Consider the following 21,627-nt stretch of genomic DNA (forward strand, 5'->3'; position numbering starts at 1 on the left):
GCAGACGCGGGGTCACCGCCCTGCGGCGGAACGGGCGTCAGAGGTCGTCGCTGCGGATGACGCGGCGCTGGGCCGACAGCAGCTCGACCTCGGGTCGCCTCGCCACGAGGTCCTCGACCCGGTCGAGCACGTCGGCGACGTGCTGGCTGTCGGCCGCGACGAGCGAGACGCCCACGCCCGCTCGGCGATGCACGTCGAGATGGGTGGTCTCCGCCGCCGAGACGGCGAAGAGGCGTCTCAGGTCGGAGACAAGCGGGCGGACGATCGATCGCTTCTGCTTGAGCGAGTGCACGTCGCCGAGCAGGAGGTCGAACGAGATCCATCCGACCCACATACCGTCGCGGTCGCTGCTCATCCGGCGGTGGAGTAGCCCTTCGCGAGCAGCTCGACGAGCGTCGGTCGGGACGGCTGCCAGCCGAGCTCGGACTTGGCGCGCTGGCCGGTCGCCTGCTGGTCGAGCAGCAGCGCCTCGCCGAACGGGCCCAGGCGAGCCACGGTCTCCTCGTCGGACTCGGGCACCACGGTGTCGGCGACTGCCTCGCCCAGCTCGCGGACCGTCGGGTTGTCGCCCGAAGCGGCGATGTAGGCCTTGCCGCCGGGCGCGTTCGTCAGCGCGCGCACGTAGAGATCGGCGAGGTCGTCGACGTGCACCGCCGCCCAGTGCTGGTCGCCGCTGCCGACGAGCGTCAGGGTGCCGTCGTCGACCCCGCCGACCAGCATCGCCGGGATGCCCGCGCCGTGTCCGTAGACGATGCCGGGCTGCACCACGGAAGCCCTGAGGCCCGACTCCAGGACACGCTGCTCGCCGGCGGGACGCCACGCGGTCAGGCTCGGCGGGGCGGGGTCGGCGGTCTCGACGAGGTCGGTGCCGGAACCGTACGACCAGATGCCGCCCGTGTGGACGAAGGGCTTGTCGGTGCCCGCGAAGGCGTCGAGGGCCGCGGTGATCACCGCGTCGTTGAGCTGCGGGTCACGATCGTCGCCGCCAGCAGCCGTGTGGATGAAGCCGTCGTGGCCGCGCAGCTCCGAGGCCAGCCACGGGGCGTCGAAGAGGTCGCCGATGACGCCGGTCGCACCTTGGTCGCTGACCTTGAGCGACGACGCCTGGCTGCGGACGACCGCTGTGACCCGGTGGCCGTCGGCGACCAGCGCAGACAGCACGGCCGATCCGATGAGTCCGGTGGCTCCCGTGAGCAAGATCTTCATGTCAGTGACAACCAGGTGGCACGGGACGGTATTCCGGTCCGTGCCACACGTCCGGGCTCAGTCGAACAGCTCGGAGAGCCAGTGCTCCTTCTTCTTCTTGCGGTACGGCTGCTGGCCGTAGCCGCCGGAGCGGCTGTCGTAACGCGGCTCATCGCGGCGCGGGGCGTCGTAGCGGGGCTCGCTGTAGCGCGGCTCCGCGTACTGCTGCGGCGGAGGTGAGGGAGCGGGTGCGGCGGTCGGCGGGATCTCGGCGGTAGCGCGGTCGAGGATCTTGTCGAGCTCGCCGCGGTCGAGCCAGACGCCTCGGCACTCAGGGCAGTAGTCGATCTCGATGCCGGACCGCTCGCTCATCACGAGGGTGGCGCTGTCAGTCGGACATTTCATACCTGCCCAACTCGCGCCGCCGGGTCAGAGTTCCCGGGCATCGGCGCGATGGATCAGTGCGTCGGGCGGCGGCGGGCGATCTCGACGAGCTTCTCGGCGGCCGACGCCAGCAGCAGCGTGCCGGTGGAGATGATGAGCATCCACGCCGCGCCGTCGATCACGACATGGGTCCATCGCGGCGCGCCCGGCCGGTAGAGCACCGCGGCGGCCACGGTGAGCACCGCGAGGCCGACTGCGAGCACGACGGCGGCGTCTCGAGCACGTGTCTCGGGTGGGCGGCGTGACATGTGATCCACGTTACGTCGGCGTGCATCGGCCTGCCACTGCGGCGACCGGCCTCGTGATCAGGAGCAGGCCACGCAGCGCCGCGCCACCGGTCGCGCCTCCAGGCGTCCGGGTGGGATGGGCTCGCCGCAGACCTCGCACACGCCGTAGGTGCCGGCGTCGAGCCGCTGTAGGGCTGCTGCGACCTCGGACATCCGCGTGCGGGCCTGCCCGATCATGGTGCTGACCTGCGACCGCTCGAACGCGATCGTCGAGCCCTCGGGATCGTGCTCGTCGTCGGCGTTGGAGTCGGCCGAGGCCTCGACGATGCCCTCGAAGTCGCGGGTCAGGGAGGCGAGCAGCGTGGACGCCGCCACGTGCTCGGCCTCGAGCGCCGCCCGTGTCGGATCTGTCGCGTTCATGCGCTGGCCCCCGCGGCGGTGAGCGCTTCGAGCATCTGGTTGAACTCGACGGCCCACGGGTCGGCGGGTAGGTCCGCCGTGGCGTGTTCCCAGTCTGCGATGGGGAGGGGTTCTGGGGTGCGTGTGTAGGTGTGCCCGGTGCTGGTGGTCCATGCGAAGACCCCGGGCGCGGGTTGTCGAAGACGTAGGTGTCCTTCGGTCTTGAGGTTGTGGGCCCTGCGGTTCAACGGGCCGGTGTTCGCGGCGGACGTCTCGGCGGGCCATGGATCACTGTGGTCGGTGTCGCAGGCCCGGGCTGGGACGGTGCTCGTCGGGAACACTGATGTGCCGTCCCTGAACTCCAGCACCTGCGCCAACCGGGTGGGCGCGAACCTTCCGAGCCAGGTGACGGTCATGAGGTTGCCGACGTCATCTGTGACCAACCGGTACAGCAGGCTGTGTTCGTCGGCCATGGCGGCGCGGACGATGTGCGCGGGGATCGTCGCGGACCGGTCGGTCAGCTCACCGGGCACATCACTGAATCCCATCAGGGACGACAGCGGGACGGTGATGCCGATGACCGCCCGGAACCCGAGCCCGCCTGGCTCACGGCCCAGCAGGGTATCGACGAGCAGGTCAGCTCTGGCTTGGTCGATCGTGCGGCCGTCATCAGCCGGAAGACCGTGAGCGGCACCGGTCAGGCTCTGCATGACCGCGGCCGCGTCGGTGGCGGCGACGTCGGCGGTCAGGCGGGTCATGGCGTCACCCAACGGCCGCGACGACACTTTCCGGTCGGCGTGCGCGCGTTCGTGGCGGCGGGCCGATTCGGTGGCTTCGGTGCGTTCGACCCACCGGTCCAGCCACCGGGTCGCCTGACCCGGCGTCAACCGGCTGATCCGCTCGACAGCGATGTCATCGAGCGCGGCCACCGACTCGCCGTGGACCAGACGGGTCGCGGCACGGTCGACCGCGGCCACGTGGGTGGTGCTGATGCGTCCGTCGAGCCACGCCTGCCACACGTCGGGCATCGTCGACCGCAACCGCCGGGCACGGGCCACACGGCGTTCGATCGTCGGGACCGGTAGCCGCATCGCGAGCGACAGCTCGTGCACCGCCGCATCGACCCGACGCCGCCCCTGCGCCTCACTGACCGCCTCACCGGCGGCACGGGCACGGTCGACGACGTCGAGCATGTCGACCGCCTCGGCGGCCTCGAGCGCGGCGAGCGCCTCGCGACGCACGACCACCTGCTCGATGACCTGCCGATCGTCCAACACCCCAAAACCCCCGCCGTCTCAACCTTTCTCCCACTCTAGAGACAGGGTCCGACAACACCCTCAGGAGCAGGTGTCCTCGGGGCTCTCGGTGTCGCGGGCCTCGCTGCCGTCGGTGCAGATCCTGGACCCGTTGCCGTAGCGATCGAGGTCCGCCAGCACCTCGGGCGGCACCTCGTCGACGACCTCGACGCTCCTCGTCCGCGACGTGTAGTCGCTGGACGGGCTCGTCTCCGACATACGGAGCAGCTGCGCGGTCTCCGTGTCGACCGTGAACGAGCTGCGCGAGACGAACCCCAGACCGAAGAATCGGTCGTACTGCACCTCGACGGCCGGGCGTCCATCGACCTCCACGTCGTCGGTCGAGACGCCACGGACGTCGGCGAGCACCCGCAGCGCCGTCGCGAAGGTGTGCGGGTCGAGCATGCGGGAGTACGCCAGATCGCTGATCGCGACGAACAGCGCCTCCTCGTGGGAGTTGGACCCCGAGACGGTCCTGTCGAGGTACCGGCGCAGCGCGTCCGGCGTGTCGGGCAGCGATGCGACGAACTCCGGGGACGGGGAGCCGAACCCGATGTCGTCCGGGTCGTGGGTGAACCGGTGGTGCTCGGTCCACCCGGCGGACGGGCGGGTGTCGATGGCGACCATGTCGCCGTCCCACCGGGTCCACGACTCCCGGTTGGTGTCGAGGCGCTTCCCGTCGCCGAGGACGCTGCTGTTGACCTGCAGCGACTCAGTCCTGACGTGCAGGTAGGTGCCCGGCGTGATGACCGGACCGTCGGCACGAGCTGCCACGACGGCCAGGGACAACAGCTCGGCGCGGGCCGAGGCGCTGCCGCCGCTCAACATCACCGGCACGGTGACGACGCCGACGAGTGTCGCGGCGACCGCGAGCCGGCGACGCCGGCGCTTCGGGCGCACGGGCTGGGCCATGATCGCCGTGAGGGTGTCGGCCGACCACTCGGCGTCGAGGGGCTCGTGTGCGGGGCGCAGGTCGTCGATGACGCGTTCGAGGGTGCTCATGAGATTCCTTCGATCGACAGGGCCGCGGTCGGGATCGGGGTGGGCGAGGGCGGCGACGGATCGTCGTTGAGGCTCGCGCGAGCGCGGCTGACCCTGCGCCGGAACGCCGCCGGACGGATGCCCAACGCCTCCGCCGCCTCCTCGGAGGTCAGGCCGTCCCAGCTCGTCATGAGCAGCGCCTCGCGGTGCTGCTCGCTGAGCTCTGCGAGGCGGCGCAGCGCGTCCTGCCGGACGAGCGCCGACTCGGTCGCGTCGGGAGACGCCACCTGGTCGAGTAGCGCGACCCTGGCCTCCAGGGCGTGCTGTCGTCGCAGCGACCTGTGCCGGTTGCGGATGACCCCGCGGGCTGTGGCGATGAGCCAGCCGATCGCCGGATCCGGGACGCTGTCCCACTTGCGCCACGCGACCAAGAAGGTGTCCGACACGACTTCCTGCGCCAGGTCATCGCCAATGTGGCGGCGTGCATACGCCAGGACCCGGGGGCCCTCGGCGTGCCAGCACTCGGTGAAGCGTTCGGCGGAAGAGGTCGTCATACCCCGTAACGTCCGCTCGACCCGTCGGTGTGACCGGGCAGCCTCGACGGATCTCGTGAGAAAGCATCCGCTGCGGTCATCGGCACACTGTGCCGTATCCGCAGACGCTGGGGCGGGAGTGAGTCCGCGTCGCTCCAGGCAAAAGCAAAGGCCCCATTCGGCGAGGAATGGGGCCTTCACAGTGCGGCATCAGGGACTCGAACCCCGAACCCGCTGATTAAGAGTCAGCTGCTCTGCCAATTGAGCTAATGCCGCCTTGTGGCCGAGCCACGAAGCGGGTGCAACGTTAGCAGGGGGTCGGCGCGACCTCATAACCGAGGGGCGTCCAAGAGCGCGTGGGCCGCGTTGTGGCCTGCAATCCCGCTGACCGCGCCGCCTCGACGGGCGCCGCTGCCACACAGCAGGACGCGCGGGTGCGTCGTCGCGACGCCCCATCGCTCGGCGGACGTGCGGGGCCGCTCGTCCTCCTCGAGCCACGGCCACTGGAGGTCGCCGTGGAAGATGTGACCGCCCGGCATGGCCAGCGACTCCTCGATCTGGGCGGGTGTGCGGTGCTCGACGCCGAGGATCAACGGCTCGATCGGCTCGGCGAGGTGCTCGTCGAGCGCCGCGACGACCTGGGCGTAGGCCCGTTCGGCTGCGGCGGCGTCGGACAGCACCTCGTAGGGGGTGTGCAGGCCGAAGTAGGTCAGGGTCTGTGCGTCGGAGCCGGCCAGCTCCGGTCCGAGGATCGACCGATCGGTGAGGGTGTGGCAGTAGAGCTCGCCCGCGGCGCGATCGGGCAGCCGTCCGTCGGACGCCTGCTGCCACGCCTGCTCCAGCTCGCTCATCGACTCGCCCAGGTGGAACGTGCCGGCGAAGGCGACGGCGGGGTCGACGCCCGACCGCAGTCGGGGCAGACGCGACACCAGCAGGTTGATCTTGAACTGCGAGCCGGACGGCTTGACCGGCAGCGGGTCGCCCATCAGCCCTGCCAGCACGTAGGGGGCGACGCCGCTCAGCAGCCAGTCGGCCTCGACGGAGAAGCCTTCGCCGCTGACGACGACGCCGTCGTCGGAGGCCACGGCGCGCGAGACGGTCGCCGAGGTGAGGATCGTCGCACCGGCCTCGCGGGCGACGCGCTCGAGCTCGCCGGTGACCGCGCCCATCCCGCCGACCGGCACCCGCCACTCGCCCGTGCCGTTGCCGATCAGGTGGTAGAGGAAGCAGCGGTTCTGCACCAGCGACGGGTCGTGCAGGGAGGCGAACGTCCCGATGAGGGCGTCGGTCGCCACGACTCCTCGCACGAGGTCGTGGGCGAATCGTCGCTCGATCGCCGTGCCCAGCGGTTCGTCGACGACGTCGGTCCAGGTGCTCATCTCGCTGAGGTCGCGCAGGTTGCCGATGTGGGGAAGTGGCGACAGCAGGGTCGGGGCGATGACCTCGGCGAGGTCGGCGACCTCGGCGTAGAACTGCCGCCAGGCGTCGAGCTCGTCGTCCGACCCGGTGAGAGCCCGGAACGACTCGCGCGTCGCCTCGCCCTCCACGGTCTCGACCAGCAGGCCGCCGCCCTCGTGCGGCGTGTACGACGCCGTGTCGCGCGACCGTAGGTCGAGGCGGAGGCCCAGCTCGTCGACGATCTGCTGCGGCATGAGGCTCACGAGGTAGGAGTAGCGCGACAGGCGGGCGTCCAGGCCGTCGAAGACCTGTGCGCTGATGGCTGCGCCGCCGACGTGGGGGAGCCGCTCCAGGACGATGACGTCCTTGCCGGCCCGGGCCAGGTACGTCGCCGCGACGAGGGCGTTGTGCCCGCCGCCGACGATCGCGACGTCGAAGCGGCCGGTCGTGGGGGAGGTCTGCGTCATGGCCCCAGCCTAGGGTCGGCCGGCGTCTGAGCGCTTCACGGAAGCCGGAGGAATGCTTGACGGTAGTTGAATGTTGAACTAGATTGAGACACCTACCGAGGAGATTCCGATGCCTGCTGTGACCGTCAACGACTGGACCGTCCTTCCCCGCGTGATCGCGGCTCCGACCCAGACCGAGGACCGCGCGCCGATCAGCGTGACGACCGCGCCCACGGGCTACGAGGGAGAGGGCTTCCCGGTGCACCGGGCCTTCGCCGGCGTCGACGCCCGCCAGCTCGACCCGTTCATCCACATGGACCAGATGGGCGAGGTCGAGTACCAGCCCGGCGAGCCCAAGGGCACCCCGTGGCACCCGCACCGCGGCTTCGAGACCGTGACCTACATGATCGACGGCGTCATGGACCACCAGGACACCCACGGCGGCGGCGGGTCGATCACCGACGGCGACACGCAGTGGATGACCGCCGGCTCGGGCCTCCTGCACATCGAGACGCCGCCCGAGTGGCTCGTCGTCAAGGGCGGCATCTTCCACGGCCTCCAGCTGTGGGTCAACCTGCCCAAGGCCAGCAAGTGGCTGCCGCCGCACTACCAAGACATCCGCGGCACCGACGTCGGACTGGCCTCGACCCCCGACGCCGGCGCCCTGCTGCGCGTCATCGCCGGCGAGGTCGACGGCGTCAAGGGCCCCGGCTCGACCCACACGCCGATGGCCATGGTGCACGCGACGGTGCTGCCCGGCGCGGAGATGACCGTCCCGTGGCGCACCGACTTCAACGCCCTCGTCTACGTCATGGGCGGGACGGGCTACGTCGGACGTGATCGCCGTCCGCTGCGCGCGGGCCAGCTCGCGGTGCTGGGCCACGGCGAGACCATCACGGTCGGCGCGGACCAGCAGCAGGCAGCCAAGGACCCCGCGCTCGAGGTCGTCCTGCTCGGCGGTCTGCCCATCCGTGAGCCCATCGCCTGGGCCGGACCGTTCGTCATGAACACCAAGGCCGAGGTCGCCCAGGCCTTCGCCGACTTCCAGAAGGGTCGCCTGGGCACGATCCCGACCGTCCCGCATGCCGACGTCCACGGCGAGATGCTGCCCGACTGACGGTCGTGGCTCGGACGACGGCCCCTGCGATCAGCCCTGGCAGAACAGCTGGTCGTAGGGGCCCGTCGTCGTCCGCTTCTCGGTGACACGACCGTCGACCGTGATGGTGCAGGTGATCGGCACGCCGGTCGGGCCCGCGAGCGAGAACATCTGCGCGTAGTCGGGCGGTCCGTAGCCGATCGTCGTCATCGACCACGAGGTGCCGAGGTCCTTGACCGTGCCCGTGCTGTTGTCGAGGCTGGTCGGGACGATGTAGCCGACGTACGCGATCGGGCCGGGCGACGTCAGGCTCAGCGTGATGCGGTGCTTCGGTATGCCCACGATGCCGCCCTTGCCGTCGAGCCCCTTGAGCGTGTTCGCCCCGGCACCGGCGAACGTGGGCGCGCCGCCGGGTGCCGCGGGAATGCCGGTGGGCTGGTCGATCGCCGTGGGCTCGGCGGTGGGCGCGACGTACTCGGGCACGTCGACCGACGGGGTGTCGACGGGCGCGTCGGCGCGTGCCGTGGCCTCGGACCCGCCGAACATCAAGGTGGCCAGCGCGAAGGCCATGACGAGCGCGCCCGTCACCACGGCGGTCGCGGCCGCCGCCTTGATCTTGTTGCGCCGCATCCATCGCATGCCCATGTCAACGATCGGATGCGCACTTGGTTAGACGGTCGAGTGTTAGACGGTCGAGTGTTAGACGGTCGAGTGTTGGACGGTCGAGTGTTGGACGGTCGAGTGTTAGACGGTCGAGTGTTGGTCGGTCAGTCGTCGAGGTGCTCCGACGCCGGGCTGTGATCGGCGGCGACGCCGCGGGCGGCGGCCTCGCCGACGCTCTGGCCCAGCCACGACGTGAGCTCCCAGCCGTCGGCGGACGAGCCGTCGACCACGACGATGCCGGTGTTGGTCACGTAGTGGTCGGTCACGAAGTCGAGGTCGATGTTGGCGGCGCGCACGGCGCACCAGGCACGGATGATCGCGCCGTGGCTCACCACGGCGACCGTGTCGAGCCCGAGCGACTCGATCTCCGACACGACCTCGTCGAAGCGGCCGATGACCTCGTGGCCGTCCTGCGCTCCCGGCATGCGCACGTCGAGGTCGCCGCCACACCACGAGAACAGCGTCGAGACGTACTGGTGGACCGATGCCTCGTCGTTGAGCCCCTCGACGTCGCCCGCGGCGATCTCCCGCAGACCGGGACGCTCGACGGGATCGAGCCCCCGTGCCGCGACCAGCGGTGCCGCGGTCAGGTGCGTGCGCACCATCGTCGAGACGTAGAGGGAGTCGATCGGCTGGCCGTCGAGGGCGCCGACGAGCTGGCGGGCCTGCTCGGTGCCCAGGGCTGTGAGGCCCGGCCCGGGGACGGTCGACTCGAGGATCCCCTCGACGTTGGCGGGGGTCTGCCCGTGGCGGATGAGGATGAGACGCATGCGCAGAGCCTACGGATCGGGTCCGGACATGCGGATAGGGTCTGCCGCATGGCGAAGTATGTCGGAGCGATCGACCAGGGCACGACCAGCACGCGGTTCATGATCTTCGACCACGACGGCCACGAGGTCGCCCGTCACCAGCTCGAGCACGAGCAGATCATGCCGGAGGCGGGCTGGGTCGAGCACGACCCGCATGAGATCTGGGAGGCCACGCAGGACGTCGTCCAGACCGCAATGGGCCGGGCCGGCATCACCGCGGACGACCTCGCCGCGATCGGCATCACCAACCAGCGCGAGACGACCGTGGTGTGGGACCGCCGCACCGGCGAGCCCTACTACAACGCGATCGTGTGGCAGGACACCCGCACCGACCGCATCGCGTCCGCGCTCGAGCGCGACGGTCACGCCGACCTGATCTGCCGGCGCTCGGGTCTGCCGCCCGCGCCCTACTTCGCGGGCGGCAAGCTGCAGTGGATCCTCGAGAACGTCGACGGCGTCAGGGCCGACGCCGACGCGGGTCACGCGATCTTCGGCACGATCGACACGTGGCTGATCTGGTGGCTCACGGGCGGGCCCGACGACGGCCTGCACATGACCGACGTCACCAACGCCAGCCGCACGATGCTGATGGATCTCGAGACCCTCGCGTGGGACGACGAGCTGCTCGCGATCTTCGACGTCCCGCGGTCGATGCTGCCCGAGATCAGGTCGTCGTCCGAGGTCTACGGCAGCACCGAGGCCGAGGGTCCGTTCTCGGGCGAGGTGCGCATCGCCGGCGACCTCGGCGACCAGCACGCGGCCCTCGTCGGGCAGGTCTGCTTCGAGCCCGGCCAGCTCAAGAACACCTACGGCACGGGCAACTTCCTGGTGCTCAACACGGGCACCGAGATCGTCCGGTCGACCCACGGGCTGCTCACGACCGTCGCGTACCAGCTGGGCGACGCGCCCGCGGTCTACGCGCTCGAGGGCTCGATCGCGGTGACGGGCTCGGCGATCCAGTGGCTGCGCGACCAGCTCGGCATCATCCGGGCCGCCGGCGACTCCGAGGCCCTGGCGGCCAGCGTCGACGACAACGGGGGAGTCAGCTTCGTGCCGGCCTTCTCGGGCCTGTTCGCGCCCTACTGGCGATCGGACGCCCGCGGCGTCATCGCCGGCCTGTCGCGCTACAACACCGGTGCCCACGTGGCGCGGGCCGCGCTCGAGGCGATCTGCTACCAGAGCCGTGACGTCGTCGACGCGATGGTCGCCGACGCCGATCTCGACCTGCAGATCCTGCGCGTCGACGGTGGTGTGACGGCCAACGAGCTGTGCATGCAGATCCAGGCCGACGTGCTGGGCGTCCCCGTCAGCCGGCCCGTCGTCGCCGAGACCACGGCCCTCGGCTCGGCCTACGCGGCGGGTCTCGCGGTCGGCTTCTGGGCTTCGACCGACGAGCTCGTCGCCAACTGGAACGAGTCGAGACGCTGGGAGTCGACGTCGACGCAGGAGCAGCGCGACGCCGGGCACGCCCAGTGGAAGAAGGCCGTCGAGCGCACGATGGGCTGGGTCGAGGTCGACTGACCGTCGCCCGGCGACGGGGTCTCGTGGGTCACATCGGGTCGCGGCCATTAGCCGCGCCGTGGCAGGACTGATTGACTGGGATCATGCGTCCCGTCGCCCTGTCGCCCGACAACCGCCAAGCAGCGCTCGACGCCATGGCGTCCACACCGCTCGACATCCTGGTCATCGGCGGCGGGGTCGTCGGCGGTGGTGCCGCCCTCGACGCCGCGACGCGCGGCCTGACCGTCGGACTGGTCGAGGCCCGCGACTTCGCCTCCGGCACGTCGAGCCGCTCCAGCAAGCTGATGCACGGCGGTCTGCGGTACCTCGAGATGCTCGACTTCCGACTCGTCGCCGAGGCATTGAAGGAGCGTGGGCTGAGCCTGCAGAAGCTCGCGCCGCACCTCGTCCGCGAGGTCGGGTTCATCTACCCCCTGACCCACCGCGTGTGGGAGCGCTTCTACGCGGGGTCCGGCGTCGCCCTGTACGACGCGATGAGCAAGGCGTCCGGCTACGGGCAGGACGTCCCGCTGCACCGCCACCTCACGCGCCGGGGCGCACGCAAGATCATGCCCGCGCTCAAGAAGGACGCCCTGATCGGCGCGTTGCACTACTACGACGGCCAGGTCGACGACGCCCGGCACACGATGTTCCTGTCGCGCACCGCCGCCGCCTACGGTGCCCACGTCGCGAGCCGCACGCGGGTCGTCGACCTGCTGCGCGACGGTGACCGCGTCGTCGGCGCACGGGTCAAGGACCTCGAGTCCGGCGTCGAGTTCGACATCCGCGCCAAGCAGGTCGTCAACGCCAGCGGTGTCTGGACCGACGAGACGCAGTCGTTCGCGGGGGAGCGCGGCCAGTTCCACGTCCGTGCCAGCAAGGGCGTGCACCTCGTCGTCCCGCGCGACCGCATCCGCGGCACCTCGGGGCTGATCCTGCGCACGGAGAAGTCGGTGCTGTTCGTCATCCCCTGGGGACGGCACTGGATCATCGGCACGACCGACACCGACTGGTCGTTGTCGAAGGACCACCCGGCGGCGAGCCGCAGCGACATCGACTACCTGCTCGACCACGTCAACGCCGTGCTGGTCGAGCCCCTGACCCATGCGGACGTCGAGGGCGTCTACGCAGGTCTGCGCCCACTCCTCGCGGGCGAGGACGAGGCCACCAGCAAGCTGTCGCGCGAGCACGCGGTCGGCACCAGCGTCAAGGGCCTGGTCGTCATCGCGGGCGGCAAGTACACGACCTACCGCATCATGGCCAAGGACGCCGTCGACGCCGCGGTGCACGGCATGTCCGCCGTGTCGGACCGGGTCGTGCCGCCCTCGGTCACCGAGAATGTCCCGTTGCTGGGCGCCGACGGCTACGACGCGCTGTGGAACCAGCGCCACCTCATCGCCCGCACGAGCGGTCTCGGGGTCGGCCGCGTCGAGCACCTGCTGCACCGCTACGGCTCGCTGATCTCGGAGGTCCTCGACCTCGTCGAGGAGCGGCCCGACCTGGCGGCACCGCTCACGGGTGCCGACGACTACCTGCGCGCCGAGATCGTCTACGCCGCCTCGCACGAGGGTGCCCGGCACCTCGACGACGCGATCGCGCGGCGCACCCGCATCTCGATCGAGACGTTCGACCGCGGCGTCGACGTCGCGGCCGAGGTCGCCGACCTGATGGGCGGCGTGCTGGGCTGGACCTCCGAGCAGCGCGACAACGAGGTCGACCACTACCTGAAGCGGGTCGAGGCCGAGCTCGAGAGCCAGACGATGCCCGACGACGAGACCGCCGACGCAGCACGCATGGGTGCTGAGGACGTCGTGCCGGTGTCGACCCGCACGGAGGGAGGCCTCGCATGAGCGCCGACGACGAGACCATGACCAACGGCCAGGCGTTGACCGACGAGGAGATCGTCGCCGACTACGACGTGCGCTCGCCGGCGTCCCGCACGCTGCTGACGGTCGTCGGGACGATCCTCGTGGTGGCGGTCGTGGCCGGCGTCGTGCTGGGCATCTCGATCCTGATGCGCAGCACCACGACGACGACCAGCGACATCGACCTGAGCGGCTCGGCACAGGTCGTCATCGACGCGGGCGAGTCCGACCTGCGCATCGTCCAGGGCGACTCCGACGTCGTCCGGATCAAGGCCAGCATCACGAGCGGCCTGCGCAAGACCGACTTCCGGATCGGTCGCCGAGACGACCGCATCAAGATCGTCGCGGGATGCCAGAGCTGGCTCAACCCCGGCTGCGGCGTCGACACGACCCTCGAGATCCCCAAGGGCTTCCCGGTCGTGGTCCGCACGACGTCTGGTGACGTCTCGGTGAGCGACGTCACCGAGGGCGTGCTGACCATCCAGAGCGGCAGCGGCGACGTCCGTGCGTCGGGTCTCGCGCTCGACGAGCTCTCGGTGCAGACCGGCACGGGCAACATCCGCGCCTCCTTCGCCTCGCAGCCGTTCGCCGTCAAGGCCACGTCGCGCGAGGGCGACATCAGCGCGACCCTGGCGGCCGGCAAGCGCACGTACGACGTCACCGCCACCTCCGAGTCGGGCGACGTGTCGTCGTCGATCGACTCCGACGAGGACGGTGACGGCTTCATCCGCGCCACGACCGACAGCGGCGACATCTCCCTGTCGCGTCGCTGACCGTCGACGCCTGGCACGACAAGACCCCCGGACCGAGACGGTCCGGGGGTCTTGCACCAGGGTGAGTGACGGGACTCGAACCCGCGACCACCGCCACCACAAGGCGGTGCTCTACCAGCTGAGCTACACCCACCACGCGTGCCGGGCATGCGCCCGACACGGCGAGAAGAAGTCTAACGCAAGCCCTGGCGGGGCCAGGACGGGGTCATGACCTTCCCGTCACCGAGCCCGACACCTCGGCGGCGATGGCCTTGGCGGTGTCGGAGTCGATGCCCGGATCGGGCGTGAAGACGGCCCGCCGGTAGTAGCGCAGCTCCTCGATCGACTCCTGGATGTCGACCAGCGCGCGGTGCTCGCCACCCTTGGCGGGCGCGGCGAAGTAGGCGCGCGGGAACCACTGGCGCGACAGCTCCTTGATCGACGAGACGTCGATGACGCGGTAGTGCAGCCAGCCCTCGAGCTCGGTCATGTCGCGGGCGAGGAACGTGCGGTCGGTGCCGATCGTGTTGCCGGCCATGGGGGCCTTGCGGGGCTCCTTGACGAACTCGCGGACGTACTCGAGCACCCGCTCCTCGGCCTCGCGCAGGCTCAGGCCGGCCTCGAGCTCCGTGATGAGCCCGGACGTCGTGTGCATCTGCGTGACGAAGTCGTTCATCTGGTCGAGGGCGGCCTGCGGCGGCTTGATCACGAGGTCGATGCCGTCGCCCAGGACGTTGAGGTCGTAGTCGGTGACGAGGGCTGCCACCTCGACGAGGGCATCCGCCTCGAGGGAGAGTCCGGTCATCTCGCAGTCGATCCACACCAGCTTGTCATTCACGTCTCGACCCTAGTCCAGCCCCGACGGCGCACGCAGGACGGCCGTGGGACGGCCGGTAGGCTCGGCTGGAACCTTCGCCGCTGATGCAGCGTTGGTCAGGTGCAGCGTTGGTCAGGTGGTGACCACCCGAAACAGGAGAGATCAGTGAGCAACGACCGACAGAACCGAGCAGCCCGCGCAGAGCAGATGCGCAAGGAGCGCGAGAAGGCCGATCGCAAGCAGCGCAACCTGATCTCGATCGCGATCGTCGCCGTGGTGGTGGCGCTCGTCGCCGTCGGCGGCTACGGCATCAAGAAGGCCAGTGACGACAATGCGATCGACACTGCCCTCAACACCCCGTCGAACGTCAACAAGGACTACGGCATCCTCTACGACCAGCAGGCTGCGACCGGCACGGCGCCCGCGGCCGGTGCGGCCGAGCCCGTCAAGGTCGTCCTGTACGAGGACTTCCTGTGCCCCGGTTGCGGTGCCCTCGAGCAGACGGCCGGCTCGTTCCTGAGCAGTGCCGTCGAGAGCGGCGAGATCGCGATCGAGTACCGCCCGTACTCCTTCCTCCTGCAGCAGAGCACCAACGAGTACTCGCAGCGCGCGTGGAACGCCGCGGCGTGCGTCAACGACAAGGGCGGCCCGAAGGCGTTCAAGGCCTTCCACGACATCCTGTTCGCCAACCAGCCTGAGGAGGGCACGGCGGGTCCCGAGGACGACGAGCTGATCGACTTCGCGAAGCAGGCGGGCGTCACGGGCATCGACGCGTGCATCAACAAGCGCACGTACGGCAAGTGGATCGAGGATGCCAGGGGCAAGGGCCAGGACGACGGCGTGTCCGGCACCCCGACCATCCGCATCGACGGCAAGGACGTGAGCGGCGCGAACAACACGATCGCCACGGTGGCCGACATCCAGGCCGCGATCGACGCAGCCAAGAAGGGCTAAAAAGCCCCCAACGCGTAGCCGGCAGCAGCCGCCGCGACTCCCACGGTCAGCATGACCAGGGCGTTGACGGCGGCTGTTGCGTATGTACGGTCGAGCACGAGGTGGGCGGTCTCGACGCTGGCGGTGCTGAACGTCGTGTATCCGCCGAGGAAGCCCGTGCCGAGGATCGCGTGCCAGGTGTCGTCGGCACCCGCGCCGACCAGCAGTCCGAGCGCGAACGAGCCCGTGACGTTGATCAGCAGGGTCGACCACGGCAGCCGCGACGACACACGCGGCCGCACCCACGCGTCGAGCTGGTAGCGGGCGCCGGCACCGAGACCACCGGCCAGCGCGAGCCACAGCGGGGTCATCGGGCCACCGCCCGGCCGGAGACGACGCCCGCCAGGGCCGCCAGCAGGCCCAGGGCCACCGTGCCGATCGCGTAGGCGGCACCCAGCGCGATGCGCCCGTCGCGCAGCAGGGTGTCGGTCTCGACAGCCAGCGCGCTGTACGTCGTGTAGCCGCCGAGGAATCCGGTGCCCAGCAGCAGGCGGGCCTCGCGCAGGCGACCTGCATCGTCGCCTCGTCCGAGGAGCAGCGCCAGCAGTGCCCCCAGCGCGAACGAACCCGTCACGTTGACGAGGAGCGTCCCGATCGGCAGGTCGTGCCCGGTGTTGAGCCACTCGCCGATGCCGTACCGGGCCAGCGACCCCGCCGCCCCGCCCGCGACGACCAGCCAGAACAGCTTCATGAGCCCATCAGACCACGCCCCACGGGACGTCATCACGTCTGTACCCGGGATGCCGCGTCGGTGATGACGTCCGCGCGAGGGTGCGTCAGCCGCCGAGCCCGTGCAGCAGCGTGACCGCGATGACGACCATGACGGCGGCGATGACCGCGTCGAGCACGCGCCACGCCGACGGCTTGACGAACACCGGCTGCAGCAGGCGTGCGCCGAAGCCAAGCGCCGTGAACCAGATGACGCTGCCGGCGACGGCACCCGCCCCGAACCACCACCGGTCGTCGCCGTGGGTGTCGGCGACCGAACCGAGCAGCACGACGGTGTCGAGGTAGACGTGCGGGTTGAGCCACGTCAGGGCCACCGCGGTGGTGACGACGGGCCACAGGCGCGTCCCGGTGCGGTCCGCTCGGGCGTCGACGGCACCCGGCCGCCACGCGCGGCGGGCCGCGAGAACGGCGTAGGTCAGCAGGAACGCGGCACCCGCGACGCGCATGACGTCGACGAGCCACGGTGCCAGGTCGAGCAGGGAGCCCAGCCCGGCGATGCCCGCGACGATCAGGACGGCGTCCGACGCGGCGCAGACCACGACGACCGGCAGCACGTGCTCGCGCAGCAGCCCCTGGCGGAGCACGAAGGCGTTCTGCGCCCCGATGGCGACGATCAGGGACAGGCCGAAGCCGAGGCCGGTGAGCATCGCCAGTGCGGCGTCGGGGGTCATGCCTCGACGGTAGGGCGGCGCCTCGGGTGAAGTCCAACGAATGTTCCTGCAGGTGCATTAGGGTTGCTTCACATGGATCTCGCGCAGCTGGCAGCCTTGGCGGCGGTCGTCGACGAGGGCTCGTTCGACGGCGCGGCCAGACTGCTCCACGTCACGCCGTCGGCAGTGAGCCAGCGCATCAAGGGGCTCGAGCAGTCGGCGGGACAGGTGCTGGTGCGGCGCACCAAGCCGGTCGGCGTCACGCCACCGGGGGAGGCCTACCTGCGGTTGGCCAGGCAGGTCGAGGCGCTGGTGCACGACACGGTCGTCAACACGCGACTCGGCGGAGCTCACGGCGACCCCGTGACCGTCCCCATCGCGGTGAACGCCGACTCGATGGCGACCTGGGTGCTGCCGGCCCTCGCGACGCTGCCGCCGGGCATCTGCTTCGACCTGCACCGCGACGACCAGTCGCGCACGGCCGACCTGCTGCGGTCGGGCACCGTGATGGCCGCGATCACCTCGGTCGTCGAGCCCGTGCAGGGCTGCCGGTCGACCCGTCTGGGCGTCATGCGCTACCAGCCCGTCGCCGCGCCGGGATTCGTGGAGCGCTGGTTCGCCGAGGGGGTCACGGTCGACGCCCTCGAAGACGCCCCGATGGTCGTGTTCGACCGCAACGACGACCTGCAGGAGCGATACCTGCGTCGTCGCAGCCGCCGCCGGATCGTCCCGCCGCGTCACCACGTGCCGGCCTCGGCGGACTTCGCGGAGGCCGTCCGCCTCGGCCTCGGCTGGGCGGTGCTGCCGACTGCGCAGTCGCTCGGCATGGTGCGCGAGGGTCGCCTCGTCGAGCTCGACCCCGGACAGCACGTCGACGTCCTGCTGCACTGGCAGCAGTGGACCCTCGTGACGCCGGCGCTTGAGGCCGTGGCCGCCGCGATCCGCGCCGCGGCGGCCGATCACCTGCTCTGACGAGGGCTACCCCTGACGTCCCTTCATGCGGGGATTCTGCTTGTTGATGACGAACGTGCGGCCTCGCCGGCGCACGACCTGGGCACCGGGCTGCCGTTTGAGCGACCTCAGCGAGTTGCGGACCTTCATGACGTTCCTCCTCTCCGTGGGGTGGGATCGACCAGCCCGCGCTGGACGGCTCGGACGAGCCGGCGAGGCACCTGGTGGGTGACGCCGTCGACCGTGACGGGCACGAGGGCGACGGGTGTCGCCTTCCAGCTCGACCGGCGATGACGGGTGTTGCTGCGCGACATCTTGCGCTTGGGGACTGCCATGGATGCTCCTCGGTCGATCTGCAGGGTGGGTGGTGCTCAGGCCGGCTGGCGGGTGGGGCCGAGCCACGGCTCGAAGCCGTCCTCGCGGCTCTCCCAGATCGTGCCGCGCTCGGCGAGCTCGTGGTCGGTGAGTAGGCAGGAGTGGAAGAGGGCGACGAGCTCGTCACGGTCGTCGTCGATGCCGGTCACGAGGATGCGGGTGTGCGGCTCGGTCGAGCCGTGCTGGCACGGTCCGACGCTGAGCTGGCCACCCGCGCCGTCCCACTCACAGACCTGGTCGTGCCGGGTGGGGAGCCAGAAGCACCCGCGGGAACGACGAGCGCCACCGCCGAGGGCCTCGAGGTGGGCCATGAGCCGCTCCGGATGGAACGGGCGGTCCGACCGCAGCTCGACGGTCCAGGCTGCGCCGGCCTCGAGCAGGCCGATCGGCGCGCTGTGGGCAGGATCGACCCACGCCTCGGCATCACCCTGGGGGCGTCGGCCGCCGACGATCGCGGCGGTGTCGAGGCAGAGGTGGTCGACGACGGGGCTCGCGCCGGGACGCAGCAGCATCGTCAGCAGGTCGCGGTCGGTCTCGTCGACGTCCCCGACGACCACGACGGAGTCGGCGTACTCGACCAGCGCGGCGTGCGCCTCGGCGACGCCGCGTCTGTCCTCGGCCGAGGTGTGCAGGTGCCGCTCGCGGAGCAGGTCGTCGCCCAGGAGGTCGTCGCGGGTCGTGGGTCCGTTGACGACCGCCAGCACCGAGGCGATCCGCAGCTTGGCTGACAGCACCTGGTCGTGGGCGACGATCGCGCAGACCTGTTCGGCGCCCGACGCGATCGGGAGATGGGCGATGATGGTGCCCCACCTGCCGTCGTCGGCCAGGCGCTCGAGCGTCGGCATGACGTCCTCGCGCAGGGCGCAGCCCACGCAGGCGTGGTCGAGGTCGACGTGCACGTGCTCGACGACACCGTCGACGTCGCTCACGAGGCGGGTCAGTCGCTGGGCGTCGACGTCGATCGTGTGCCGGACCGTCACGGCGCGCGGGGCATCCCACTGCAGGGCGATCATGGCGTGCGCCATCGCATCGGCGTCGATGCCGGTCAGCAGCACCAGGGGAGTCGCGGTCACGAGGTCGTCCCGTAGCGCCGGTTGAACTTCTCGACGCGTCCCTCGGTGTCGAGCACGCGGCCCTTGCCGGTCCAGAACGGGTGGCTCGCGGTCGAGACGTCGACGTCGATCACGGGGTAGGTCGTGCCGTCGACGTCAACGGTCTCACCGCTGCCTGAGCCGGCGGCGAGCGTCGACGACGAGACGAACACGAGGTCGCCGGAACGGTCCCTGAACGCCACGGGACCGTAGGCGGGGTGGATGCCTTTCTTCACGAGCTGCTCCTGGGTTAGAGTTAATGAGAATGATTCCCATTCTACACAAGAGTGTCGACGACGAGGAGCAGCAGATGTCACGGGTGTGCCAGGTCACGGGAGCGGAGGTGGGGTTCGGGCGCAACGTCTCGCACTCCCACCGCCGCACCAACAGGCGGTTCGACATCAACATCCAGAGCAAGAGGTACTGGGTGCCTAGCCTGGGGCGGCACGTCACGCTGCGCCTCAGCGCGCGCGGCATCAAGACGATCGACGTCCGCGGCATCGACGCCGTCGTCGCCGAGATCCGGGCCAGGGGAGGGCAGCTCTGATGGCGGGCAGGAGCAGCGACATCCGTCCCATCGTCAAGCTGCGGTCGACCGCAGGGACGGGGTTCACCTACGTCACGCGCAAGAACCGCCGCAACGACCCCGACCGCATCGTGCTGCGCAAGTTCGACCCCGTGGTGCGCCGCCACGTCGAGTTCAAGGAGGAGCGCTGATGGCCAAGCGCAGCAAGATCGTCGCGAACGACCGCCGCCGAGTCGTCGTGGCGCGGCTCAAGGAGCGGCGCGACGCGCTGCGGGCGGCCTCGAAGGACGAGAGACTGCCGATGGCCGAGCGGATGGCTGCGGGTCAGGCCCTCGCGAGGCTGCCCCGCGACTCCTCGCCCGTCCGGGTGCGCAACCGCGACCAGGTCGACGGACGCCCCCGTGGCCACATCGGCCTGGCCGGTCTGTCGCGCATCCGCTTCCGGCAGGCCGCCCATCGCGGCGAGCTGCCCGGCATCACCAAGTCCAGCTGGTGACCCGGAGGGGCGGTGCGGCAGCGTCCAGCCGCAGGGGCCGGGTGGACGCTGGCGCACCGCCCCCGATCGGGTCCGTGAGCGCGCCCGGCAGGACTCGAACCTGCGACCTAGAGATTAGAAGGCTCTTGCTCTATCCAGCTGAGCTACGGGCGCCCGTGGCACCAGCGTATCGGCGTGGCTCGTCGCGCTGGCGGGGCCGCTCACATCCCCTACGATGTGGCGGGTGACAGAAGCGACCGCCGCACCCTACCGGCCACCGGCGTCCGCGCCCCGAGAGCTGCCCCGCCAACGCGGGCGCACAGCGCTGATCGTGCTGTTCGCGCTCATCGCGGTCGCGGGTGTCGTCGGTGGCGTCGTGATCTCGCTGAGCGCGGGCGACGCCGAGGGTGCCGGGCTGTCGATCTTCTACGCCATGATCCCGCTGCCGTTCCTGTGGTTCTGCTTCTGGTGGCTCGACCGCTACGAGCCCGAGCCGCGCCGCTACAAGCTCGCGGCCTTCGTGTGGGGCGGGGTCGTGGCGGTCGCGATCGCCCTCGCGCTCGAGGTGTGGGCGCAGTCGGCGTTCGACCTCAGCGACAAGGCGACCGCGTCGTTCGTCGCACCGCTGGCCGAGGAGCCGGCCAAGGGCCTGTTCCTCCTCCTCACGTTCCTGCGGGCGCGACGGGTCATCGACGGCGTGCTCGACGGACTCATCTACGCCGGCATCGTCGGCATCGGCTTCGCCTTCGTCGAGAACATCGGCTACTACGCCAGCAGCTACCTCGGCTCGCCCGACATCGCGCTGGCCGGTGCCGAGGGCGTCACGACGACGTTCGTGGTGCGCGGCGTCTTCAGCCCCTTCGCGCACCCGCTGTTCACGGCCGCGTTCGGCATCGCGATCGGGCTGGCCGTGGGGCGACGCTCGAAGATCCTCCGGGTGCTGATCTGCACGGTCGGGCTCGCGCTGAGCATGGGCCTGCACGGCCTCTGGAACGGATCGCTCAGCTACGGCGAGGGCGTCGGCTTCTTGCTCGCCTACGTCGTGCTGGCCGCCGTGCTGGTGGCGCTGGCCGCCTACGCGATCGTCGTCCGGGCCAGCCAGGTGCGGGTGCTGGAGCGCTCGCTGTCGTACGTCGCCGACCGCGGATGGATCCATCCCGCTGAGATCCCGTACCTCTCGCGCTTCGGCCACCGCAAGGCCGCGCGCCGGTTCGCCCGCTCGAACCACGGACGTGAGGCGGGTCGCGTGGTGACGCGATACCAGCGACTGGCCACCGAGATGGCGTTCCTGCACGACTCCCTCATGAGCGGCCGGTCCAAGCCGCAGGGCGTCGATCGGACGTACGCCCTGCTCGACGCTATGTACGCCCTGCGACCCGAGCTGAGATTCCCGCCGGCACTGCCCGGCACCGTTCGTCACTCCTGAC

29 protein-coding genes and 3 tRNA genes are annotated in these 21,627 nt (G+C 70.5%); 10 read left to right on the forward strand and 22 right to left on the reverse strand.

What is annotated here, in order from left to right:
- Positions 1 to 37: 37 nt before the first annotated feature.
- The 10 genes from JOF40_RS11250 to JOF40_RS11295 form a co-directional block, all read right to left on the reverse strand.
- On the reverse strand, positions 38 to 355 hold the full coding sequence (locus JOF40_RS11250) for a DUF503 domain-containing protein (RefSeq protein ID WP_245343128.1): 318 nt from the start codon (positions 353 to 355) through the stop codon (positions 38 to 40).
- Positions 352 to 1,206 carry an NAD-dependent epimerase/dehydratase family protein gene (locus JOF40_RS11255; protein ID WP_129185164.1) on the reverse strand — a complete coding sequence of 285 codons (855 nt, stop codon included), beginning with the start codon at positions 1,204 to 1,206 and terminating at the stop codon, positions 352 to 354. Before JOF40_RS11255 ends, JOF40_RS11250 begins: the two co-directional genes overlap by 4 nt.
- 57 nt (positions 1,207 to 1,263) lie before the next feature.
- Positions 1,264 to 1,590, reverse strand: a complete 327-nt coding sequence (locus JOF40_RS11260) for a TFIIB-type zinc ribbon-containing protein (protein ID WP_129185163.1) — start codon at positions 1,588 to 1,590, stop codon at positions 1,264 to 1,266.
- A 53-nt stretch (positions 1,591 to 1,643) separates the two neighbouring features.
- A complete protein-coding gene (locus JOF40_RS11265) occupies positions 1,644 to 1,877 on the reverse strand; it encodes a hypothetical protein (RefSeq protein ID WP_129185162.1) in 234 nt (77 codons plus the stop codon).
- A 57-nt stretch (positions 1,878 to 1,934) separates the two neighbouring features.
- Positions 1,935 to 2,276: a TraR/DksA family transcriptional regulator gene (locus JOF40_RS20360; RefSeq protein ID WP_129185161.1), complete on the reverse strand. Its 342-nt coding sequence runs from the start codon at positions 2,274 to 2,276 to the stop codon at positions 1,935 to 1,937.
- Positions 2,273 to 3,532 (reverse strand): DUF222 domain-containing protein, encoded by a 1,260-nt coding sequence (locus JOF40_RS11275; protein WP_129185160.1) that lies wholly within the window; start codon positions 3,530 to 3,532, stop codon positions 2,273 to 2,275. The genes JOF40_RS20360 and JOF40_RS11275 overlap by 4 nt, the downstream gene beginning before the upstream one ends.
- A gap of 60 nt (positions 3,533 to 3,592) precedes the next feature.
- Positions 3,593 to 4,552: a CU044_5270 family protein gene (locus JOF40_RS11280; protein ID WP_129185159.1), complete on the reverse strand. Its 960-nt coding sequence runs from the start codon at positions 4,550 to 4,552 to the stop codon at positions 3,593 to 3,595.
- Positions 4,549 to 5,085 (reverse strand): RNA polymerase sigma factor, encoded by a 537-nt coding sequence (locus tag JOF40_RS11285; RefSeq protein ID WP_129185158.1) that lies wholly within the window; start codon positions 5,083 to 5,085, stop codon positions 4,549 to 4,551. The genes JOF40_RS11280 and JOF40_RS11285 overlap by 4 nt, the downstream gene beginning before the upstream one ends.
- Before the next feature lie 182 nt (positions 5,086 to 5,267).
- Positions 5,268 to 5,340, reverse strand: a tRNA-Lys gene (locus tag JOF40_RS11290).
- A 53-nt stretch (positions 5,341 to 5,393) separates the two neighbouring features.
- Positions 5,394 to 6,929, reverse strand: a complete 1,536-nt coding sequence (locus JOF40_RS11295; protein WP_129185157.1) for a phytoene desaturase family protein — start codon at positions 6,927 to 6,929, stop codon at positions 5,394 to 5,396.
- A gap of 109 nt (positions 6,930 to 7,038) precedes the next feature.
- On the opposite strand from JOF40_RS11295, the gene JOF40_RS11300 reads away from it, so the two are divergent.
- Positions 7,039 to 8,025 carry a pirin family protein gene (locus tag JOF40_RS11300; protein WP_129185156.1) on the forward strand — a complete coding sequence of 329 codons (987 nt, stop codon included), beginning with the start codon at positions 7,039 to 7,041 and terminating at the stop codon, positions 8,023 to 8,025.
- 30 nt (positions 8,026 to 8,055) lie between these two features.
- On the opposite strand, the gene JOF40_RS11305 is transcribed toward JOF40_RS11300, so the two are convergent.
- Positions 8,056 to 8,649, reverse strand: a complete 594-nt coding sequence (locus tag JOF40_RS11305) for a hypothetical protein (protein ID WP_129185155.1) — start codon at positions 8,647 to 8,649, stop codon at positions 8,056 to 8,058.
- A gap of 122 nt (positions 8,650 to 8,771) precedes the next feature.
- The gene (locus JOF40_RS11310) at positions 8,772 to 9,437 is read right to left on the reverse strand and encodes a histidine phosphatase family protein (RefSeq protein ID WP_129185154.1); all 666 of its coding nucleotides are present in this window, start codon (positions 9,435 to 9,437) and stop codon (positions 8,772 to 8,774) included.
- A 48-nt stretch (positions 9,438 to 9,485) separates the two neighbouring features.
- Between JOF40_RS11310 and glpK the strand changes: the two genes are divergently transcribed.
- From glpK to JOF40_RS11325, 3 genes are all read left to right on the forward strand, one after another.
- Complete coding sequence (gene glpK / locus JOF40_RS11315; RefSeq protein WP_129185153.1) at positions 9,486 to 10,997, forward strand: glycerol kinase GlpK; 1,512 nt, start codon at positions 9,486 to 9,488, stop codon at positions 10,995 to 10,997.
- An 83-nt stretch (positions 10,998 to 11,080) separates the two neighbouring features.
- Positions 11,081 to 12,826, forward strand: coding sequence for a glycerol-3-phosphate dehydrogenase/oxidase (locus tag JOF40_RS11320; RefSeq protein WP_129185152.1), 1,746 nt, complete (start codon positions 11,081 to 11,083; stop codon positions 12,824 to 12,826).
- Positions 12,823 to 13,614 carry a DUF4097 family beta strand repeat-containing protein gene (locus JOF40_RS11325; protein WP_129185151.1) on the forward strand — a complete coding sequence of 264 codons (792 nt, stop codon included), beginning with the start codon at positions 12,823 to 12,825 and terminating at the stop codon, positions 13,612 to 13,614. Before JOF40_RS11320 ends, JOF40_RS11325 begins: the two co-directional genes overlap by 4 nt.
- 60 nt (positions 13,615 to 13,674) lie before the next feature.
- Here the strand turns inward: JOF40_RS11325 and JOF40_RS11330 are convergent.
- Positions 13,675 to 13,747: transfer RNA gene (locus JOF40_RS11330), tRNA-His, on the reverse strand.
- A 72-nt stretch (positions 13,748 to 13,819) separates the two neighbouring features.
- Positions 13,820 to 14,431: an oligoribonuclease gene (gene orn / locus JOF40_RS11335; protein ID WP_129185150.1), complete on the reverse strand. Its 612-nt coding sequence runs from the start codon at positions 14,429 to 14,431 to the stop codon at positions 13,820 to 13,822.
- Between the two features lie 144 nt (positions 14,432 to 14,575).
- Between orn and JOF40_RS11340 the strand changes: the two genes are divergently transcribed.
- Complete coding sequence (locus tag JOF40_RS11340) at positions 14,576 to 15,364, forward strand: DsbA family protein (protein WP_129185149.1); 789 nt, start codon at positions 14,576 to 14,578, stop codon at positions 15,362 to 15,364.
- Here JOF40_RS11340 and JOF40_RS11345 read toward each other — a convergent pair.
- The 3 genes from JOF40_RS11345 to JOF40_RS11355 form a co-directional block, all read right to left on the reverse strand.
- The gene (locus JOF40_RS11345) at positions 15,361 to 15,714 is read right to left on the reverse strand and encodes a fluoride efflux transporter FluC (protein ID WP_129185148.1); all 354 of its coding nucleotides are present in this window, start codon (positions 15,712 to 15,714) and stop codon (positions 15,361 to 15,363) included. The two genes, JOF40_RS11340 and JOF40_RS11345, sit on opposite strands and share 4 nt — an antisense overlap.
- Positions 15,711 to 16,094, reverse strand: a complete 384-nt coding sequence (locus JOF40_RS11350; protein WP_129185147.1) for a fluoride efflux transporter FluC — start codon at positions 16,092 to 16,094, stop codon at positions 15,711 to 15,713. Before JOF40_RS11350 ends, JOF40_RS11345 begins: the two co-directional genes overlap by 4 nt.
- A gap of 85 nt (positions 16,095 to 16,179) precedes the next feature.
- A complete protein-coding gene (locus tag JOF40_RS11355; RefSeq protein ID WP_129185146.1) occupies positions 16,180 to 16,803 on the reverse strand; it encodes a LysE/ArgO family amino acid transporter in 624 nt (207 codons plus the stop codon).
- Between the two features lie 72 nt (positions 16,804 to 16,875).
- Here JOF40_RS11355 and JOF40_RS11360 point away from each other — a divergent pair, with 72 nt between their 5' ends.
- Positions 16,876 to 17,754, forward strand: coding sequence for a LysR family transcriptional regulator ArgP (locus JOF40_RS11360; protein ID WP_129185145.1), 879 nt, complete (start codon positions 16,876 to 16,878; stop codon positions 17,752 to 17,754).
- Between the two features lie 6 nt (positions 17,755 to 17,760).
- Here the strand turns inward: JOF40_RS11360 and ykgO are convergent, their stop codons facing one another.
- From ykgO to JOF40_RS11380, 4 genes are read right to left on the reverse strand one after another with little or no spacing between them, the layout of a single operon-like run.
- Positions 17,761 to 17,883 carry a type B 50S ribosomal protein L36 gene (ykgO, locus tag JOF40_RS11365; RefSeq protein ID WP_129185144.1) on the reverse strand — a complete coding sequence of 41 codons (123 nt, stop codon included), beginning with the start codon at positions 17,881 to 17,883 and terminating at the stop codon, positions 17,761 to 17,763.
- Positions 17,880 to 18,068 carry a 50S ribosomal protein L32 gene (gene rpmF, locus JOF40_RS11370; protein ID WP_129185143.1) on the reverse strand — a complete coding sequence of 63 codons (189 nt, stop codon included), beginning with the start codon at positions 18,066 to 18,068 and terminating at the stop codon, positions 17,880 to 17,882. The genes ykgO and rpmF overlap by 4 nt, the downstream gene beginning before the upstream one ends.
- 36 nt (positions 18,069 to 18,104) lie before the next feature.
- A complete protein-coding gene (locus JOF40_RS11375) occupies positions 18,105 to 19,181 on the reverse strand; it encodes a GTP-binding protein (RefSeq protein WP_246152954.1) in 1,077 nt (358 codons plus the stop codon).
- Positions 19,178 to 19,435, reverse strand: coding sequence for a type B 50S ribosomal protein L31 (locus JOF40_RS11380; protein WP_129185142.1), 258 nt, complete (start codon positions 19,433 to 19,435; stop codon positions 19,178 to 19,180). Before JOF40_RS11380 ends, JOF40_RS11375 begins: the two co-directional genes overlap by 4 nt.
- A gap of 74 nt (positions 19,436 to 19,509) precedes the next feature.
- On the opposite strand from JOF40_RS11380, the gene rpmB reads away from it, so the two are divergent.
- From rpmB to rpsN, 3 genes are read left to right on the forward strand one after another with little or no spacing between them, the layout of a single operon-like run.
- Complete coding sequence (rpmB, locus tag JOF40_RS11385) at positions 19,510 to 19,746, forward strand: 50S ribosomal protein L28 (protein WP_129185366.1); 237 nt, start codon at positions 19,510 to 19,512, stop codon at positions 19,744 to 19,746.
- A complete protein-coding gene (gene rpmG / locus JOF40_RS11390) occupies positions 19,746 to 19,916 on the forward strand; it encodes a 50S ribosomal protein L33 (RefSeq protein ID WP_129185141.1) in 171 nt (56 codons plus the stop codon). Before rpmB ends, rpmG begins: the two co-directional genes overlap by 1 nt.
- Complete coding sequence (rpsN, locus tag JOF40_RS11395; RefSeq protein WP_129185140.1) at positions 19,916 to 20,221, forward strand: 30S ribosomal protein S14; 306 nt, start codon at positions 19,916 to 19,918, stop codon at positions 20,219 to 20,221. The genes rpmG and rpsN overlap by 1 nt, the downstream gene beginning before the upstream one ends.
- A 79-nt stretch (positions 20,222 to 20,300) precedes the next feature.
- On the opposite strand, the gene JOF40_RS11400 is transcribed toward rpsN, so the two are convergent.
- Positions 20,301 to 20,374, reverse strand: a tRNA-Arg gene (locus JOF40_RS11400).
- A gap of 70 nt (positions 20,375 to 20,444) precedes the next feature.
- On the opposite strand from JOF40_RS11400, the gene JOF40_RS11405 reads away from it, so the two are divergent.
- Positions 20,445 to 21,626 carry a PrsW family intramembrane metalloprotease gene (locus JOF40_RS11405; protein WP_188111907.1) on the forward strand — a complete coding sequence of 394 codons (1,182 nt, stop codon included), beginning with the start codon at positions 20,445 to 20,447 and terminating at the stop codon, positions 21,624 to 21,626.
- The last annotated feature ends 1 nt before the right edge of the window (position 21,627 follow it).

The organism is Aeromicrobium fastidiosum, from assembly GCF_017876595.1.
Classification (GTDB): Bacteria; Actinomycetota; Actinomycetes; order Propionibacteriales; family Nocardioidaceae; genus Aeromicrobium; species Aeromicrobium fastidiosum.